The following is a 17,551-nucleotide window of genomic DNA, read 5'->3' as shown; positions in this document are numbered from 1 at the left end:
AGACGTCTACTGCGGGATAGCCAACCCGGCGAGCTCCGCGAAGGACTTGATCGTCGGTCCCGGCCAATGGGGTGCGCTGTTGGCGTGCTCGAGGGTGCGGATGGCGTGCATCCCAAGGGAGGCGGCGGCCGGGAGTTCGTTGTCGTTGCCGTCGCCAACATAGATGCACTCGGTCGGATCGACGCCCAGCGCGTTGCAGGCCGTGACGTAGATGGCCGGCTCGGGCTTGGCGGCGCCGACCTCGGCGGAGAAGGCGGTTGCGTCGAAGTACGGTGCGAGTGGGCCGGCCGGCCATTGGAGCTGGGTTTCGGCGGTGATGTTGCTGACCAGACCGATCCGCCAGCCGGCCGCCTTGAATTTGGCCAGCGTGCCCAGCGTTGTCGCAGGCGCAGCATTGAGCAGGCGCTGGGCGAGGGCGCGGCGGAGACTCGTTGCCTCCTGCACCTGTTCGTCGGTCGGGTTGCCGCCGCAGCGTTCGGCGATCACCCGGAGCGTGTTCGGCAGATCGCCGTACGCGCCGATGAAGCGTTCGTACGACGCCGCGTCGAACTCCTGCTGGAAAGCGAGCGCGTCGACGCCGAGCGCTGCGCCCATCCGTTCGTTGACCAGGGCCCGCTCCGCCTCACCGCCGGGGATCAGGGTGCTGAACAGGTCCGACAGCAGCGCCCTCACAGGGCGGGCGGCCGGCGCTCGTACGGCGTGCTCAGGACGATGGTTGTCGTGGTGGAGACGTTGGCCCGCGCACGGATCACGGCCAGCAGGTTCTCCAGCGCGCCCGGCGAGGCGACGCGGACGACGAGGATGTAGCTGGAGTCGCCGGCGACCGAGTAGCAGGACTCGATCTCGCGGACCTCTCGGAGCCGCTCGGGCGAGTCGTCCGGCTGGGAGGGATCGATCGGCCGGATCGAGATCAGCGCGGTCAACGGCAGGTCGAGCGCGGTGTGGTCGACGGTCGCGGCGTACCCCTGGATGATGCCGCGCTGCTCGAGGCGCTTCACCCGCTGATGCACCGCCGACGTGGACAGGCCGGTCGCCTTGCCCAGGTCGGTGAAACTCATCCTGCCGTCGGACGCGAGCAGCCCGACGATCTTGCGGTCCAGGTCCTCCATCCTGGAGACCCTACTGCCGCGACGCCCCGGCATGAAAGCATCGCCCTATGGCTGAGACACCCCAGCGCTTGATGCTGCTCGACACCGCGTCGCTCTACTTCCGTGCGTTCTTCGGCGTGCCGGACACGATGAAGGCCGCCGACGGTACGCCGACGAACGCGATCCGCGGGCTGCTCGACTTCATCGCCCGACTCGCCGAGAACCACCGGCCGACCCATCTGGTCGCGTGCTGGGACGACAACTGGCGGCCGTCCTGGCGGGTCGCGCTGATTCCGTCGTACAAGGCGCAGCGGGTCGAGTTCGTGACCCCGAAGGGCGAGCAGGTCGAGGACGTGCCGGACCGGCTCGAGGTCCAGGTGCCGTACATCCGCGAGTGCCTCGAGGCCATCGGCATCGCGATCGTCGGCGCGCCCGACCACGAGGCCGACGACGTGATCGGCACGCTGTCGCACCAGGCGACGATGCCCGTCGACGTGGTGACCGGCGACCGTGACCTGTTCCAGCTCATCGATGACAGCCGCGGCATCCGGATCGTCTACACGGCGGCGCGGGGTGTCGGCCGGGCCGAGGTGTACGACGAGAAGGCGCTGCTGGCGAAGTACGAGATCCCCGCTCAGCGGTACGCCGACTTCGCCACGCTGCGCGGGGACGCGTCCGATGGTCTGCCCGGTGTGAAGGGGATCGGCGAGAAGACGGCCGCCGCGCTGGTGACGGCGTACGGCGATCTGGACGCGATCCGCGCCGCTGCGGCCGACCCGAGTACGCCGATGGCGCCTGGGGTGAAGAAGAAGATCCTCGCGGACAGCGACTATCTGGACGTCGCGCCGAAGGTGGTCGCGGTCGCGAAGGACGCACCGGTCGGGACGTACGACGCGCGGATCCCGCAGGAGATCAAGGATCCGGAGCGGTGGCTCGATCTCGTCGAGCTGCTCGAGCTCGGCGGCAGCGCGCAACGGGTCATGTCGGCGCTCGACCTGGGACCGAAGGCATGAGCCGAACGCGTGAGCTTGCCGAGGGTTTCCGGGACGAGATCGTTGCGCTGCGGCGCGCGTTGCATCAGGTGCCGGAGTTCGACCTCGAGCTGCCGAAGTCGCAGCAGCTGATCCTGGACGCGCTGGCCGGGTTGCCGTTGGAGATCACGCTCGGCAAGGAGCTGTCGTCGGTGACCGCCGTACTGCGGGGCGGTGGCGGGCCTGGTCCGGTCGTGCTGTTGCGCGGGGACATGGATGCGTTGCCGGTGACCGAGCGGACCGACGTGCCGTACGTCTCCCAGCATCCCGGGATGATGCATGCCTGTGGCCACGACCTGCATGTCGCGGGGCTGGTGGGTGCCGCGAAGGTGCTGTCTGCTCTGCAGGCCGAGCTGCCGGGCGATGTGGTGTTCATGTTCCAGCCCGGTGAGGAGACGTCGGGCGGGGCGCCGATCATGATCCGCGAAGGGGTGCTCAACGCGGCGGGCCGGCGGGCGGACGCGGCGTACGGGCTGCACGTCGGGTCGGCGTCGCAGCCGTTGGGGATGTGGAGCAGCAAGCCGGGGTCGTTCATGGCCGCGGCGGATCAGTTGCACGTGCGGGTGGTCGGTGCGGGTACGCACGGGTCGACGCCGTACCGCGGGAAGGACCCGATCCCGGTGCTGTGCGAGATCGTCGGGGCGCTGCAGACGATGATCACGCGGCAGTTCGACGTGTTCGACCCGGTCGTGCTGACGGTCGGGCGGATCGCGGGCGGGACGAAGGAGAACATCATCCCGGACGACGCGTTCTTCGACGCGACGGTCCGGACGTTCTCCGCCGAGAGCCGCGCCAAGGTGCAACTGGTGTCGGCGCAACTGGTCGAGTCGATGGCGGCGGCGCACGGGTTGAAGGCCGAGGTCGAGTACGTCGTCGGCTATCCGGTGACGGTCAACAACGCCGCGGAGTACGAGTTCGCCCGCGACACGATCGTCGACCTCTTCGGCGCCGACCGCTTCCGCGAACGCGCCAACCCACGCTGCGGCGCGGAGGACTTCTCCTACATCCTCGAAGAGATCCCCGGCGTGTACCTCAACCTCAGCGCCTGCCGCTCCGCCAACCCGGACGCCGCCGCCGACAACCACTCCCCCTTGGCCGATTTCGACGACTCCATCCTCCCCGACGGCGCCGCTCTGCTGGCCGAGCTCGCCGTACGACGGCTGAATCGCGTGGGGTAGGGAGAATTCCCGATATGCGGGCGGTCCGCGATTCAGCAGACTGCCCGCATGTCCTTCGTGAACGTCCCCGACGGTTACCTGTACTTCGAGCAGCACGGTGAGGGTCCCGACGTCGTACTGCTGAACGGCGGACTCGCCGACGTCCGCATGTGGTCCTCGACGATCGAGTGGCTCGCCGAGACCCACCGCGTAACGACGTGGGACTACCGCGACAACGGCCTGTCGTCGACGACGGATGCGGCGTACGACGAGATCGCCGACCTGGCCGCGGTGATGGATGCGGCCGACGTACGACGGGCCGTCCTGATCGGCGTCTCCGACGGCGGCCGCCGCGCACTCGGCTTCGCGCACCGCCACCCGGACCGGGTCTCGCGGGTAGTCGTCGCGGGCGGATCCTTCGGCGAGTTCCCCGACCCGACGCCGGAGGAGGAAGCAGCCCGGGTCGTGATGCGCGCCCACTTCGCCGAGCTGGCCGAGATCCTCGAGTCCGACGGCGTTCCAGCAGCCGCCGAGCACGACATCCGCGGCTGGTGCCCAGCCGTGCCCGAAGACGCCCACCGGCTACTGGTCGGCCTCGTCATGGCCAACTCCCGCGTCCTCACCATGCCCGTCCACCACGGCGTCGAACTCGATCCCCCGGTGAAGCACCGCTTCCCCGAACTCACGATCCCGATCACGGTCCTCATCGGCGCCCAAGACTTCAAAGGCACCCAACTCTGGGGCCACCGCCTCGCCGCCCAAGCCCCCAACACCACCCTGACCGCCCTACCCGACGCCGACCACATGCCAATGTTCTCGGCCCCCAAGGCGTTCCGGCAAGCCATCACCGACGCGCTTGGCGGTTAGCTCAAGGCGTTGTCCAGCCAGGACATGAAGGCGGCGTAGTCGGCGGACACCGACATCACGATTTCCGTCCCGTCATCGCTACGGCTCATTCGCGCGATCGGGTCGAGCCCAACACGCTCACGCACGAACCGCACGCCGGGCCAAAGCATCGCCGCAGCCAACGTCAACGCGTCGTGCTGCATCGTGCCCGGGTACTTCGCCATCCAGCGATCGCAGTGTTCCCGGAGCACCCGCTCGAACGGACGCGCATCCGGCTGAGCCCATCGCTTGTAGAGCGGCGAATCCTTGGTGATCTCCATCGCCGGATTGAACGTCACGTCGGACACCACGAACGTCGGCAACCACGGCTCGAGGACCGGCACCATCCGGATCGCCGCCTCCGGATCCACCCGGAAGTTGTGCTCCGCTCGCGACGGATCCCGGTAGTTGATCGCCCCACCCATCTGCGTGACAACCAGGTGCGACACCAGTTCAGGCCGCTCTGCCTGAAGCGTGGCGAGGTTGGACAACGGCCCGATTCCCACCCACCGGATCCGCCCGTCCGTCGCCTCACAAAGCTCACTCACCGCCCCCACCACGTCAGTCCCCTGCCGCGGGATCTCCTCCGGACACAGCCCGTCAACCACCCACATCCGGCTGTTCCCCAGATCGGATCCCGCCACCACCCGAACATCCGTCCGCCCCACAAGATCCAGCAGATACCTCGCAAACCGAGCCCGCTCCCCGCCGTACTCGTCACTCGTGATCACGAGCCGCAGCTCCGGCACCAAGCGCGCAGCAACAACCAGCGCCACGGTGTCATCAGGATCCCCACCGATATCGCTGTCGATGATCATCGGAGCCCGAGCAATCGCGGGTACCCCGGCGGCCGGCGGCGGCCCACCCTGGACCAGCGGACCAGCAAGCTCCTCGAACTCCTCAAAGCTCACGCTCGTCCCGGCGATCGCCGTCCACTCGTCCTCGGGCTCCACGTCCCCGCCACCCATCGCCACCTCCGCTGATCCGCATGGAATTGAACACATTCTCCACGAACACCCGTTTGTCGCCGTCGCTCCCGCACCGCTCGTACGCAGCCCAGATCGCCTCCCGGTCCCGCTCCGGCACCTGTCCGCGATCCAGCGTCTTCTGCAGCGCGTCAGCCTGCTGCTTGTCGCCCCGGTGCACGAACGAGTCGAGGAACTCCGCGAGCCGAGGATCCGGCGACCGGTCGCCGATCCAGGCGCGGACCTCGCTCCGAAACCGGGTGGCCCAATCGTCCAGCCACGACCGATAGTTGCCCCCGGCATCACGCAGTACGGCGACATCCCGGGCCAGGTCCGCCACCGCCATCAGATTCACCACCTTGACGCCCTCGCGGACCCGCAGATCCCGCAACCGCGGCGACACCCGTCCTCTACTCAAACCCTCCAGGAGTATCGGATGGTGACGCGCTGACCGGACTGCTCAGGCCGGCGACCACCGATCCGCACCGGACTCGACATCGGCCCGTCGAGCATCTCCTCGATACTGTTCAACGCAAGCTGATGTGCGAACGTCTTCGACTCATCGGCCGGCAACTCGTAGAACGGCCGTCCCTGCCGAGTCTCCGAGGCGGAGAGGTGAACCTCGTATCCCTTCTTGCTCCCGGGATGCGGGTCGTACGGCGATTCGCCGAGGAACGCGTACCGCCCGCTGAAGGTCGTCTCCGGGTAGACCGCCGAAAGCAACTCCTGCACCGTGCCCTTGAAGCTCGTGTCGAACACAGTCACTCGACTGTCCGGCCGGCCGACAGGGACGCGGTTCGCCTGTAGGTAATCGGTCAACAGGCGAAACCCACCGACCGTGTCAGCAGGATCCACGCGGGGCGCCACCCGGCGGAAGCCGTCAACCTGCGGAAACCGGAGCCCCTGATGATGCTCCAGGTCCTGCAACGCGTTCTCGACGAGCGCGCGTGACAGCACCAGATTCGACGCGTGCCGGCGGAAGAACTGCCCGTCCAGCCGCGCCATCGCCAGCGCAAGGTGATGTCCGTCGCGACCGAGGGCGACGATCCGGTCAGCACGACGCTCCGCGACGTCAGCGCGAAGGTCGGCAAGCATGTCGTCGGCGACTCTGACCATCAGCGGCGCTGGAAACTCGTACGCGACGAGATAGGCGTCTCGCAGCGTCATCTTGTCTGCGGCCTCAGAGATCTTCAGCTTTGTCGCGACTCGTACCGCAGCTCGGGTGCTGCGTTCTCGGGCGTGGTCGGCGCTCGTGGGCATGACTCAAGTACCGCATAGTTCGCGGTTGCGCCGCGGAAGTTATCCACAGGGCTGAACGCAGGACGGGGACGCCGGTTGGCGTCCCCGTCCTGTTGGTGGGTTAGCGGGCCATCGGGCGGCCTGCCGGGGCCGCGGCCGGGGCGGCCAGGGCTGCGGCCTCTTCGTCGATGTCTACTACGGCGCCGCTGAACTGGGCGTTGTAGAGGCGGGCGTAGGCGCCGTCGAGGGCGAGGAGTTCGTTGTGGTTGCCCTGTTCGACGATTGCGCCGTTCTCCATGACCAGGATCAGGTCGGCGTCGCGGATGGTGGAGAGGCGGTGGGCGATGACGAAGCTGGTTCGGTCGGAGCGCAGGGCGGCCATGGCGCGTTGGACCAGGACCTCCGTGCGGGTGTCGACCGAGCTGGTGGCCTCGTCGAGGATGAGCAACTGCGGGTCGGCCAGGAACGCTCGGGCGATGGTGAGCAGCTGCTTCTCACCGGCGCTGACGTTGCTGCCTTCCTCGTCGATCACCGTGTCGTACCCGTCCGGCAGACTGTGCACGAACCGGTCGACGTACGTCGCCTTCGCAGCCGCGAGCATGTCCTCCTCGGTCGCGTCCAGGTTGCCGTACAGGAGGTTGTCGCGGATCGTGCCGCCGAACAGCCAGGTGTCCTGCAGCACCATGCCGATCCGCGAGCGCAGATCGTGCCTGGTCAGCTCGGTGATGTCGACACCGTCGAGCGTGATCTTGCCGCCGTTCAGCTCGTAGAACCGCATGATCAGGTTGACCAGCGTGGTCTTGCCGGCGCCGGTCGGGCCGACGATCGCGACCGTCTGCCCGGGCTCCGCGACCAGGCTCAGGTCAGTGATCAGCGGCTTGTCCGGGTCGTACGAGAACGACACGTGCTCGAACTCGACCCGTCCACGCGAATCGGTGACCTTCTCCGGCGTCGCGTCGTCCGGGATCTGCTCCTGCGCGTCCAGTACTTCGAACACCCGCTCCGCGGACGCCACACCCGACTGCAACAGGTTCGCCATCGAGGCGACCTGGGTCAGCGGCTGGGTGAACTGCCGCGAGTACTGGATGAACGCCTGTACGTCGCCCAGCGACATCGTGCCGGACGCGACCCGCAGACCGCCGAGGACCGCGATCACCACGTAGTTCAGGTTCCCGATGAACATCATCACCGGCATGATCAGCCCGGAGATGAACTGCGCCCCGAACGCCGCCTGGTACAGCTCGTCGTTCTTCTTCGCGAACTCGGTCTCGATCTCCTTCTGCCGGCCGAAGACCTTGACCAGCTCGTGCCCGGTGAAGGCCTCCTCGATCTGCCCGTTCAGCGCACCGGTGTGACGCCACTGGGCGATGAACCGGACCTGGGAGCGCTTCGCGATCGCCGCGGTCAGGACCATCGTGATCGGGATCGTCACGAGCGCGATCAACGCCAGCACCGGAGAGATCACGAACATCAGCGTGATCACGCCGATCACCGTCAACAGCGAGGTGAGCAGCTGGCTCAGCGTCTGCTGCAGGCTCGTGGAGATGTTGTCGATGTCGTTCGTCACCCGGCTGAGCAACTCACCGCGCGGCGCACCGTCGAAGTAGCTCAGCGGCAGCCTGTTCAACTTGTCCTCGACGTCCTTGCGCAGCGACAGGATCGTCCGCTGGACGACGCCGTTCAGGATGTAGCCCTGGGCCCAGGAGAGGAAGAACGCGCCGGCGTACAGCGCCAGGACCAGCAGCAGTACGTTGCGCAGGGCATCGAAGTCGATGCCGACACCCGGGACCAGGTCGATCCCCTGCAGCAGGTCCGCGAGCCGGCCGTTGCCGGAGGCCCGGGTCTGCTCGATCACCTGCGCCTTGGTCAGACCGCTCGGCAACTGCTTGCCGATGGCACCGGCGAAGATGATGTCGGTCGCGCGGCCGAGGATCTTCGGGCCGAGCACCGACAGACCCACGCTGCAGATCGCCAGCAGGATCACACCGGACACCTGCATCCGGTGCGGGCGCAGCCGCCCGAGCAACCGCTTCGCCGACGGCAGGAAGTTCATGGACTTGTCGCCCGGAATACCTCCGGGCGGACCGAACCCGCGACCGGTCGTCGGCCGTTCGGTCGCCTTGACAGCCTTCGGCGCCTGCCCGTTCGGCGACTGCCCCTCGGGCGCCTGCCCGTTCGGGGACTGGCCCTCGGGACCTTGTCCGTTTGGGGACGGCTTCTGTTCCTCGCTCATGCCGCCTCCTCCGCGGAACGCTGGGACTCGACGATCTCGACGTACGTCGGACACGTCTCGAGCAACTCGTTATGCGTACCCCGGCCGACGATCGCGCCGTCCTCGATCACCACGATCTGGTCGGCGTCGATGATCGTCGAGACGCGCTGCGCGACGACCACCACACAGGCATCTCGGGTGACCGGCCGTAGCGCCGCCCGCAATCGGGCGTCGGTCGACAGGTCAAGCGCCGAGAACGAGTCGTCGAACAGGTAGATCTCCGGCTTGCGGACCAGCGCCCGCGCGATCGCGAGCCGTTGCCGCTGACCGCCGGACACGTTCGTGCCACCCTGCGCGATCGGCGCTTCCAGCCCTTCGGCCATCGCCTCGACGAAGTCCTTGCCCTGGGCAATCTCCAGCGCCTCCCAGAGCTCCTCGTCGGTCGCGTCCGGGTTGCCGTACCGCAGGTTGCTGGCGACCGTCCCGGAGAACAGGTACGGACGCTGCGGCACCAGGCCGATCCGCTCCCACAGCGCCTCCGGCTCGATCTCCCGTACGTCGATGCCGTCGACGAGCACGCGCCCCTCGGTCGCGTCGAACAACCGCGGCACCAGCGAGAGCAGCGTCGTCTTGCCGGCGCCCGTACTGCCGATGATCGCTGTCGTCTGCCCCGGTGAGGCGACGAGGTTGATGTCGTGCAGCACCGGCGCGGCCGCACCCGGGTACTTGAAGGACGCGTGCTCGAACACGAGCTGCCCGCGACCCGTGAAGGACCTGATCGGCGTGACCGGCGGCCGCACCGACGAGTCCGTCTCGAGTACCTCCTGGATCCGGTCCGCGCAGACCGATGCGCGCGGCACCATGATCATCACGAAGACGCCCATCATCACCGAGAACAGGATCTGGATCAGATAGCTCAGGAACGCGGTCAGCGCGCCGACCTGCATCGTCCCGTCCTCGATCCGGGATGCGCCGAACCACAGCACCGCCACGCTCGACAGGTTCAGGATCAGCATCACGGTCGGGAAGATCAGCGCCATCAGCCGGCCGGCCTTGATCGCGGTGTCGGTCAGGTTCTGGTTGGCCTCGCCGAAGCGCTCGACCTCGTGCGGTTCGCGGACGAACGCCCGGACCACCCGGATGCCGGTGATCTGCTCGCGCAGTACCCGGTTCACCCCGTCGATGTTCTTCTGCATCTTGCGGAACTGCGGGACCATCCGGCTCGCGATGAACCCGACGCAGGCGGCCAGCAGCGGTACGGCGACAGCCACCAGCCAGGACAGGCCGACGTCCTGGCGGACCGCCATGATCACGCCGCCGATCATCGTGATCGGCGCCGCGACCAGCATCGTCGTGGTCATCACGACCAGCATCTGGATCTGCTGTACGTCGTTGGTGCTCCGCGAGATCAGCGTCGGCGCGCCGAACTGGTTCACCTCGCGGGCAGAGAACTCGCCGACCCGGTGGAAGACGGCCGCCCGTACGTCGCGACCGAACAGGGCGGCCGTTTTCGCGCCGAAGTACACCGCCGTGATCGTGCAGAGGATCTGCACCAGGCTGACCGCGAGCATCCAGCCGCCGGTGCTCATGATGTAGCCGGTGTCGCCCTTCGCCACGCCGTTGTCGATGATGTCGGCGTTGAGAGTGGGCAGGTAGAGGGAGGCGATCGTCCCGACCAACTGCAGGACCACCACCAAGGACAGGTTCCCCGCGTACGGACGCAGGTGCGTACGCAAGACGCGAATCAGCATCAAATATCCCCAGAGTCGTGATGGTTGGCGCCGCCGAGCGCGTACTCGACGATGCCGTCCGCGGCCGGCGGCTGATCTGTCCCGCGCTTGCGGAGACCGTCGAAGGCGAAGTCGACGATCTCTTCGGCGGTCAGCACGTGGCCGGCGGAAATCATTGGGTGGGTGGCGGAGAAGGTCAGCAGCCCGATCATCCGGACCACCTCTTCGGGTGGGACCCGCAACTGGTCCGCGTCCGGCCGGAGCAGGTCCGCGAAGGCCTCGTTGGCCAGGTCGGACAGCCGCTGCCGCCGGGCCTCGTCCATCGGCGTGGCGTGTTTGAACTCCGGTGGCCGGCGGATCCGCAGCGCGAACAGCAGTTTGAAGACGCCGCGCAACCGCTTCTGGCCGATCTCGACCGCCGCGATGGTGCGCTCCCGCAGCGGCAGTGAACGGTCGACCTGCTCGAGTGCCCGGACCATGTCGGACGTGTCGAACACGGTCGCCATCGCGGCCTCGATCAGCGCGTCCTTGCTGCCGAACGCCCGGAAGATCGTCCCCTCGGCGATCCCGGCCGCCTCGGCGATCTGCTTGGTGCTGACCTCGGCCCCGAATTCCTCCAGCAGCGGCAGCGCAGCCTTGACGATGGCCGCGCGTCGCTCCTCGGGTGGCAGTGGCGTCGCTCGTGGTGTCACGGAACCAAGGTAACTGAGTGAGTACTCACTCACAACCACATTTATCCGGCGGGTTCGGCGTAGGCCGTTGACCTCGACCTTTGTCGAGGTTCTAGCGTCGGGTTTTGTCGGTGGAGCAAGGCATCATCGACGGTCCCTGATCGATCGAACCTGCGGAGCTCGCTGTGAGTATGGAAATGACCGCGTGGAACTCGCTGTACCACGCGATGCACGCGCAGGACGAGAAACGTCCCTTCTCCAAGGCGACCCTGCGGCGGATCCTCGCGTTCGCGCAGCCGCACCGCACCCAGCTGATCTGGTTCCTCGTGATGAGCGTCGGATCGGCGGTGCTCGCGGTCGCGACTCCGGTGCTGGCCGGCGAGGTGGTCAACGCGATCGTCGGCGGGAAGGCGTTCAGCGTCGTACTGCGGTTCGCGGTCTTGATCGCGGTGATCGCGATCGCGGAGGCCGGGCTGAGCATGCTGACGCGATGGTTGTCGGCACAGATCGGCGAGGGACTGATCCTCGATCTGCGGACGGCGGTGTTCGACCACATCCAGCGGATGCCGATCGCGTTCTTCACCCGGACCAGGACGGGCGCGCTGGTCTCCCGGCTGAACAACGACGTGATCGGGGCGCAGCGTGCGTTCAGCGACACGTTGTCCGGCGTGGTCGGCAACCTCGTGATGCTCGTGCTCACACTTGTCGTGATGCTCCGCGAGTCGTGGCAGATCACTCTGCTCGCGCTGGTGATCCTGCCGGTCTTCGTCATCCCGGCGCGGCGGGTCGGGCATCGGCTGGCGTCACTCGAGCGCGAGGCGGCGAACTACAACGCGACGATGAGCACGCAGATGACCGAGCGGTTCTCGGCGCCGGGTGCGACGTTGGTGAAGCTGTTCGGGCGGCCAGCGCGGGAGTCGCTGGAGTTCGCGATCCGGGCGCGGCGCGTGCGGGACATCGGCGTACGGACGGCGATGGTGCAGTGGATCTTCGTGACGGCGTTGACGTTGGTGTCTGCTCTTGCGCTGGCTGTTGTTTATGGGCTGGGTGGGTTCTACGCGCTGCGGGATCAGCTCGATGCGGGTGCGGTTGTATCGATGGCGCTGCTGCTGACGCGGTTGTACGCGCCGTTGACCGCGCTGGCGAGTGCGCGGCTCGAGGTGATGACGGCGCTGGTGAGCTTCGAGCGGGTCTTCGAAGTACTGGATCTCGAACCGCTGATCAAGGACAAGCCGGACGCCGGCCGGGTTCCTGAGGGGCCGGTGGCGGTGGAGTTCGCGGGGGTGAGCTTCGCGTATCCGTCGGCGGACAAGGTCTCGTTGGCTTCGCTCGAGGAGGTCGCGAAGCTCGATACGCGGGGTGGGGTCGAGGTGTTGCATGACGTCTCGTTCCGGGCTGAGCCGGGGCAGATGGTGGCGCTGGTCGGGTCGTCCGGTGCGGGGAAGTCGACGATCGCGCAGTTGATTCCGCGGTTGTACGACGTGGATTCGGGTTCGGTGAAGCTTGCCGGGGCCGACGTACGGGATGTGTCGGCGGAGTCGTTGCGGGCGACGCTCGGGATGGTGACGCAGGACGGTCATCTCTTCCACGAGTCGATCCGGGAGAACCTGCTGCTCGCGCGGCCCGAGGCGTCGGAGCAGGACCTGTGGGATTCGCTGGAGCGGGCTCGGTTGGGTGAGCTGATCCGGTCGTTGCCTGATCAGCTCGACACGGTTGTCGGTGAGCGTGGGTATCGGTTGTCGGGCGGCGAGCGGCAGCGGTTGACGATCGCGCGGTTGCTGCTCGCACAGCCACGGGTCGTGATCCTCGACGAGGCGACCGCGGCGTTGGACTCGACGAACGAGGCGGCCGTGCAGGCGGCGCTGACGGAGGCGCTGGCTGGTCGTACGGCGGTGGTGATCGCGCACCGGCTGTCGACGATCCGGGCGGCGGACCAGATCCTCGTGATCGAGTCCGGGCGGATCGTGGAGCGCGGTCGGCACGCCGAGCTGCTGGCGGCCGGCGGGCGGTACGAGGAGCTGTACCGCACGCAGTTTGAACAGCCAGGAGAGACTGTCCCGGTCTGATCTGTTGGATGACGTCGCTAGGAGGTTGTCGGTTTGCTGGACACGGGGCAAGAGCTGGCCGGATACGCGGTGGTCTTCCAACCAGCAGATCCCCCACGCACAAGCCGAATAGCCTTCTGGAACCCTACCGGAGGTGAACTCCCCCTAGGCATCGGTGACCAGGTCGACCTGCAGCTGCTCCTCGCCGACCCCGACGCGCAGCCAGCCGACGGCGAGGCGACAGCGCCGCCGGACGACGGCGCCGGGCTGCGGGTGGGGGCAAGCGCCGAGCTGCCGGCAGATACGAGCACCGAGCTGCCGGCGGGGGCTAGCGCCGAGCTGCGGTCGGTGCGGGCGATCGAGTTGTCGGTTGCGGATGCGGTTCCTGTGCTCGGGCGGATGCGGCGGGCGGCGGGGGCTCATCCGTCGGCGGTGTTCTGGGGCGCGGCGTCGCTGGTCGCGCTCCAGCTGGTTGCCCGCGGCAAGCTCCTCCCAGGCGTCTCCCCAACCGGCCACGACGCCTGGCGAGTCGGCCCACTCGACACCGCCGACGTCACCCGAATCCTCACCCTCGCCGAGTCGATGCCACCCTCAGCCCGAGCCCTCCCCCTCTCAACCACCTCCCCCTCGGCCGAGCCGGCAGCCACGTCCGGCTCGGCCGGGCTGCGTGAGACGTCCGCGGCGCCGCTCGCGGACCGGGCTGGGGAACTCGCGAGCGCATCGGGCTCGCCTCCACCAGAAGGCTCACCTGCTCCCTCGCTCTCCGCTGGTGGGGTGCGGTTGCCGGTGGCTGAGGAGTTGGTGCGGGAGTTTCTTGATGCGGTTGCTGATGGGATGCCTCGGTCGCCGGCTGCTGGTAAGGCGCATCAGACGAACCTGTTTGCCGCCTCGGCGCCGCAGCGGGTGGATCGGTTGCGGGGTTGGGCGGATGAGGTTTCTGCGGGGCTCGACAGCGGGGTGCGGATCTCGTTGCGGATCGAGTTGGCGGACTCGCTTGCGTTCAGCGCGGTCGTTCAGCTGCACAGCTTGAAGGATCCGACGTTGGTGCGGGATGCGGACGACGTCTGGGCCGAGGACGTCGCCGGCTTCGGTCCGCGGGCACGGATTGACGCGACGCTTGCGATCCGCCGGGCCGCGCGGGTCTGGCCGGCCCTCCAGCGGCTGTTGGACTCCGCCATACCAAACCGTATGGAACTGTCGGACGAAGAAGTGGCAGAGCTGCTCGCTGGCTCGGCGCAGCGGTTGACGGCGGCCGGGGTGGATCTGCACTGGCCGCGGAGTCTAGGGCGCCAACTCACGGCCCGGGCCGCGATCACGTCCGCGGACGGACCGCCCAGTGATCTCCCCGGATTCTTCGGCGGCGACAAGACGCTCGACTTCAGCTGGCAGGTTGCGGTCGGAGACGACCCGCTGACCGAGGCCGAGCTCGACCAGCTCGCCGAAGCCACCCGTCCGGTGGTTCGCCTGCGCGACCAGTGGATGCTGATCGATCCCGAGCTCGCCCGCAAAGCCCGCGAACGCATCCTCAAACCAGTCACCCCGATCGACGCCCTCGGTGTCGCGCTCACCGGTACCGCCGAGATCGACGGCCGCCAGATCGCCGTCACCTCGACCAAGTGGCTGGAGGACCTCCGCGCCCGCATCGCCGACCCCGACCGCGCCGACGAGCCCATCGAGGCACCGGCCGGACTCCAAGCCACACTGCGCGACTACCAACTGCGCGGCCTGCGCTGGCTAGCAAGGATGACCTCGCTCGGCCTCGGCGGGTGCCTCGCCGACGACATGGGCCTCGGCAAGACCATCACGCTCATCTCGCTCCACCTCCACCGCCAGCAGTCCGCCGACACAGCCGGCCCGACCCTCGTCGTCTGCCCGGCATCACTCCTCGGCAACTGGGAGCGGGAGGTCCAGCGGTTCGCCCCCGGCGCTCCGGTACGCCGATTCCACGGCACCTCACGTTCCCTCGACGACGCCCGGGACGGCTTCGTCCTGACGACGTACGGCACACTCCGCCGCGACGCGGCACGACTCGCCGACCACCGCTGGGGCCTCGTCGTCGCCGACGAAGCACAGCACGTGAAGAACCCCTCATCCGGCGCGGCGAAGGCGCTGCGCACCGTGCCCGGACAAGCGCGAGTCGCCCTGACCGGCACGCCCGTCGAGAACAACCTGTCCGAGCTATGGGCAATCCTCGACTGGACCACGCCCGGCCTGCTCGGACGACTCGGCACCTTCCGCAACCAATGGGCAGCCCCGATCGAGGCCGACAAGGACGAGGAGGTCGCCGCCCGGCTCGCGAAGCTGGTCCGGCCGTTCCTGCTGAGACGCAAGAAATCGGACCCGGGCATCGCGCCCGAGCTTCCACCGAAGACCGAGACCGACCAGCCGGTCTCGCTCACCCGCGAGCAGGTTGTGTTGTACGAGGCAACTGTCCGCGAGCTGATGGCCGAGGTCCGCGCCAGCAACCAGATGGCGCGCCGCGGTCTGATCGTGAAACTGCTGACCGGCCTGAAGCAGATCTGCAACCACCCGGCGCAGTACCTGAAGGAGAGCGACTCCGCCCGACTCAGCGGCCGCTCCGGCAAGCTCGAGCTCCTCGACGAGCTGCTCGAGACCATCGTCGCCGAGGACGGCGCAGTCCTCGTCTTCACGCAGTACGTCGCCATGGCGCGTCTGCTCGAGCGACACCTCGACGAACGTGGCATCCAGACCCAACTCCTGCACGGCGGTACGCCGGTCGCGCAGCGCGAGGCGATGGTGGATCGATTCCAGGCGGGTGAGGTCACGGTCTTCCTGCTCTCGCTGAAGGCCGCCGGCACCGGTCTCAACCTGACCCGCGCCGATCATGTCGTCCACTACGACCGTTGGTGGAATCCGGCCGTCGAGGATCAGGCGACCGACCGGGCGTACCGGATCGGGCAGACCCGGCCGGTGCAGGTGCACCGATTGATTGCCGAAGGCACCATCGAGGACCGGATCGCCGCGATGCTCGCGGCGAAACGCGAGCTGGCCGAAGCGGTCCTCAATGGCGGTGAGGCCGCGTTGACCGAGCTGTCCGATGCGGAGCTTGCCGACCTCGTCGAGCTGCGGGGAGGCCTGCGATGAACGACGTACAAGGGTTCCCGGCGTTCGCGCGACAGCGGCGGAGTACGCGCGGGCGGTCGTGGTGGGCGCAGGCGTGGGTGCAGGCGATGGAGGACACGTCGCTCGACGCCGGTCAGCTGCGCAAGGGTCGCCAGTACGCGAACTCGGGGCAGGTCGGGACCATCACGATCAGCCCGGGCCGGATCGCGGCGACGGTGTACTCCCCCGAGGACACCTACGAGTCCGTCGTGCACGTCGACGAGTTGAGCGCGGGCGACTGGCGCCGGTTCAGTGAGCAGGTCGCGGCTCGGTCCGGCCACATCGCCGCGTTGCTGGACGGCGAGATGCCGCACGATCTGGTTGAGGCCGCGTCGGATGCGGGAGTCACGCTGTTGCCCGGCATCGGCGACCTCGACCCGAGTTGTACGTGCGACGCGTGGGAGCTGCCGTGCCAGCACGCGGCGGCTCTCTGCTACCAGGTCGCGTGGCTGCTCGACGCCGACCCATTCGTTCTCTTGCTCCTCCGCGGCCGCACCCGTGAGTCCGTCCTCGCCGAGCTCCACCTGTCGACCGCGAGGCCAACCGGAGCTGGGGCCAGCGGCGCCTCCGGCGGTGGGGCCGGCGCTGCGGCCGGGCACGGTGCTGGGGCCGGGCATCGGGCTGGTGCTGGTGCTGGGGCTGGTGCTAGTGCTGGGGCTGGTGCTGGGCATGGGGCTGGTGCTGGGGCTGAGGCTGGTGCTGGCGTCCTCGTGGCAGACGTCTTCGGTGCCGCGCCTGGCGAGCTGCCCGAGCCTCCGGATCTGCCGGACAAGATCAGCCTCGACGACCTGGCGGTGACAGGGATCGAGCCACCCGACGGTCTGGGACCGGCCGTCCTCCCACTCCTGGTCCTCGACGCGGCCCGCCGGGCGCGAGCGCTTCTGAGCGCACTCCTCCACGGACGCCCGAGCCCGGCAACCTTGGACGAATGGCAGGACACCATCCGCCTGGCGGCCGACTTCCCGGAGCTCATCACACCGTTGACCGAGGCAACGACCAGAGACCTTGCCCTCGGCATCCAAGCCTGGCGGTACGGCGGAGCGCCCGGCCTCGACGTGCTCGAACACACCTGGACGCCCAACCCCGCCGACCTCAACCGGGCGCGGGCCGAGCTACTCGCCGCCGACGACGAGCTCACCATCACCGCCACGGGCAACCAACTCACCCTCGGCCCCGACGCCCAGCTCCGCCTCGACCGCGCCGGCCGGTGGCATCCGTACCGGCTGGTCGACGGCAGCTGGACCCCGGTCGCGCCGCCGTCGAAGGATCCGCTCCTCGCCGAGTGGTAAGAACCGAGAGGTAAATGCTCAGTGGTAAATCCGGTGCGATCCAGCCGGCCTTCCGGCTAGGGTGACCGCGACTTCGAAGGAGGTGGGGTTGATGACCGCGCGATTCCGGGTTGCCG

The 17,551-nt window shown here is 68.2% G+C and carries 14 protein-coding genes; 6 read left to right on the top strand and 8 right to left on the bottom strand.

Annotated elements, in window-relative coordinates; genetic code table 11:
• Positions 1-6: 6 nt before the first annotated feature.
• Positions 7-672 (bottom strand): HAD family hydrolase, encoded by a 666-nt coding sequence (locus ACFWUU_RS13725; protein ID WP_380175561.1) that lies wholly within the window; start codon positions 670-672, stop codon positions 7-9.
• Positions 669-1,109 (bottom strand): Lrp/AsnC family transcriptional regulator, encoded by a 441-nt coding sequence (locus ACFWUU_RS13720; protein ID WP_137256794.1) that lies wholly within the window; start codon positions 1,107-1,109, stop codon positions 669-671. Before ACFWUU_RS13720 ends, ACFWUU_RS13725 begins: the two co-directional genes overlap by 4 nt.
• Positions 1,110-1,180: 71 nt before the next feature.
• Between ACFWUU_RS13720 and ACFWUU_RS13715 the strand changes: the two genes are divergently transcribed.
• Genes ACFWUU_RS13715 through ACFWUU_RS13705 form a run of 3 tightly spaced genes read left to right on the top strand, consistent with a single transcriptional unit; the run spans position 1,181 to position 4,143 of the window.
• A complete protein-coding gene (locus ACFWUU_RS13715) occupies positions 1,181-2,101 on the top strand; it encodes a 5'-3' exonuclease H3TH domain-containing protein (protein WP_380176849.1) in 921 nt (306 codons plus the stop codon).
• Positions 2,098-3,297 (top strand): M20 family metallopeptidase, encoded by a 1,200-nt coding sequence (locus ACFWUU_RS13710; RefSeq protein WP_380175559.1) that lies wholly within the window; start codon positions 2,098-2,100, stop codon positions 3,295-3,297. The genes ACFWUU_RS13715 and ACFWUU_RS13710 overlap by 4 nt, the downstream gene beginning before the upstream one ends.
• 48 nt (positions 3,298-3,345) lie before the next feature.
• A complete protein-coding gene (locus tag ACFWUU_RS13705) occupies positions 3,346-4,143 on the top strand; it encodes an alpha/beta fold hydrolase (protein WP_380175557.1) in 798 nt (265 codons plus the stop codon).
• On the opposite strand, the gene ACFWUU_RS13700 is transcribed toward ACFWUU_RS13705, so the two are convergent.
• The 6 genes from ACFWUU_RS13700 to ACFWUU_RS13675 form a co-directional block, all read right to left on the bottom strand.
• Positions 4,140-5,129 carry a nucleoside hydrolase gene (locus tag ACFWUU_RS13700; RefSeq protein ID WP_380175555.1) on the bottom strand — a complete coding sequence of 330 codons (990 nt, stop codon included), beginning with the start codon at positions 5,127-5,129 and terminating at the stop codon, positions 4,140-4,142. The genes ACFWUU_RS13705 and ACFWUU_RS13700 overlap by 4 nt on opposite strands.
• Positions 5,062-5,544 carry a hypothetical protein gene (locus ACFWUU_RS13695; protein ID WP_380175553.1) on the bottom strand — a complete coding sequence of 161 codons (483 nt, stop codon included), beginning with the start codon at positions 5,542-5,544 and terminating at the stop codon, positions 5,062-5,064. Before ACFWUU_RS13695 ends, ACFWUU_RS13700 begins: the two co-directional genes overlap by 68 nt.
• On the bottom strand, positions 5,541-6,386 hold the full coding sequence (locus ACFWUU_RS13690) for a hypothetical protein (RefSeq protein ID WP_380175551.1): 846 nt from the start codon (positions 6,384-6,386) through the stop codon (positions 5,541-5,543). The genes ACFWUU_RS13695 and ACFWUU_RS13690 overlap by 4 nt, the downstream gene beginning before the upstream one ends.
• A gap of 100 nt (positions 6,387-6,486) precedes the next feature.
• Positions 6,487-8,598, bottom strand: coding sequence for an ABC transporter ATP-binding protein (locus ACFWUU_RS13685; RefSeq protein WP_380175549.1), 2,112 nt, complete (start codon positions 8,596-8,598; stop codon positions 6,487-6,489).
• Positions 8,595-10,328, bottom strand: coding sequence for an ABC transporter ATP-binding protein (locus ACFWUU_RS13680; protein ID WP_380175547.1), 1,734 nt, complete (start codon positions 10,326-10,328; stop codon positions 8,595-8,597). The genes ACFWUU_RS13685 and ACFWUU_RS13680 overlap by 4 nt, the downstream gene beginning before the upstream one ends.
• Positions 10,328-10,999 carry a TetR/AcrR family transcriptional regulator gene (locus ACFWUU_RS13675; protein WP_233714947.1) on the bottom strand — a complete coding sequence of 224 codons (672 nt, stop codon included), beginning with the start codon at positions 10,997-10,999 and terminating at the stop codon, positions 10,328-10,330. The genes ACFWUU_RS13680 and ACFWUU_RS13675 overlap by 1 nt, the downstream gene beginning before the upstream one ends.
• A 176-nt stretch (positions 11,000-11,175) precedes the next feature.
• Here ACFWUU_RS13675 and ACFWUU_RS13670 point away from each other — a divergent pair, with 176 nt between their 5' ends.
• Genes ACFWUU_RS13670 through ACFWUU_RS13660 form a run of 3 tightly spaced genes read left to right on the top strand, consistent with a single transcriptional unit; the run spans position 11,176 to position 17,435 of the window.
• Positions 11,176-13,044, top strand: a complete 1,869-nt coding sequence (locus ACFWUU_RS13670; RefSeq protein ID WP_202877918.1) for an ABC transporter ATP-binding protein — start codon at positions 11,176-11,178, stop codon at positions 13,042-13,044.
• Between the two features lie 33 nt (positions 13,045-13,077).
• Complete coding sequence (locus tag ACFWUU_RS13665; protein ID WP_380175546.1) at positions 13,078-16,128, top strand: SNF2-related protein; 3,051 nt, start codon at positions 13,078-13,080, stop codon at positions 16,126-16,128.
• Positions 16,125-17,435, top strand: coding sequence for an SWIM zinc finger family protein (locus ACFWUU_RS13660; protein ID WP_380175544.1), 1,311 nt, complete (start codon positions 16,125-16,127; stop codon positions 17,433-17,435). The genes ACFWUU_RS13665 and ACFWUU_RS13660 overlap by 4 nt, the downstream gene beginning before the upstream one ends.
• Positions 17,436-17,551: the final 116 nt, after the last annotated feature.

This window comes from Kribbella sp. NPDC058693 (genome assembly GCF_042715335.1).
Classification (GTDB): domain Bacteria; phylum Actinomycetota; class Actinomycetes; order Propionibacteriales; family Kribbellaceae; genus Kribbella; species Kribbella jiaozuonensis.
This window is presented reverse-complemented; position numbering and strand designations above follow the sequence as displayed.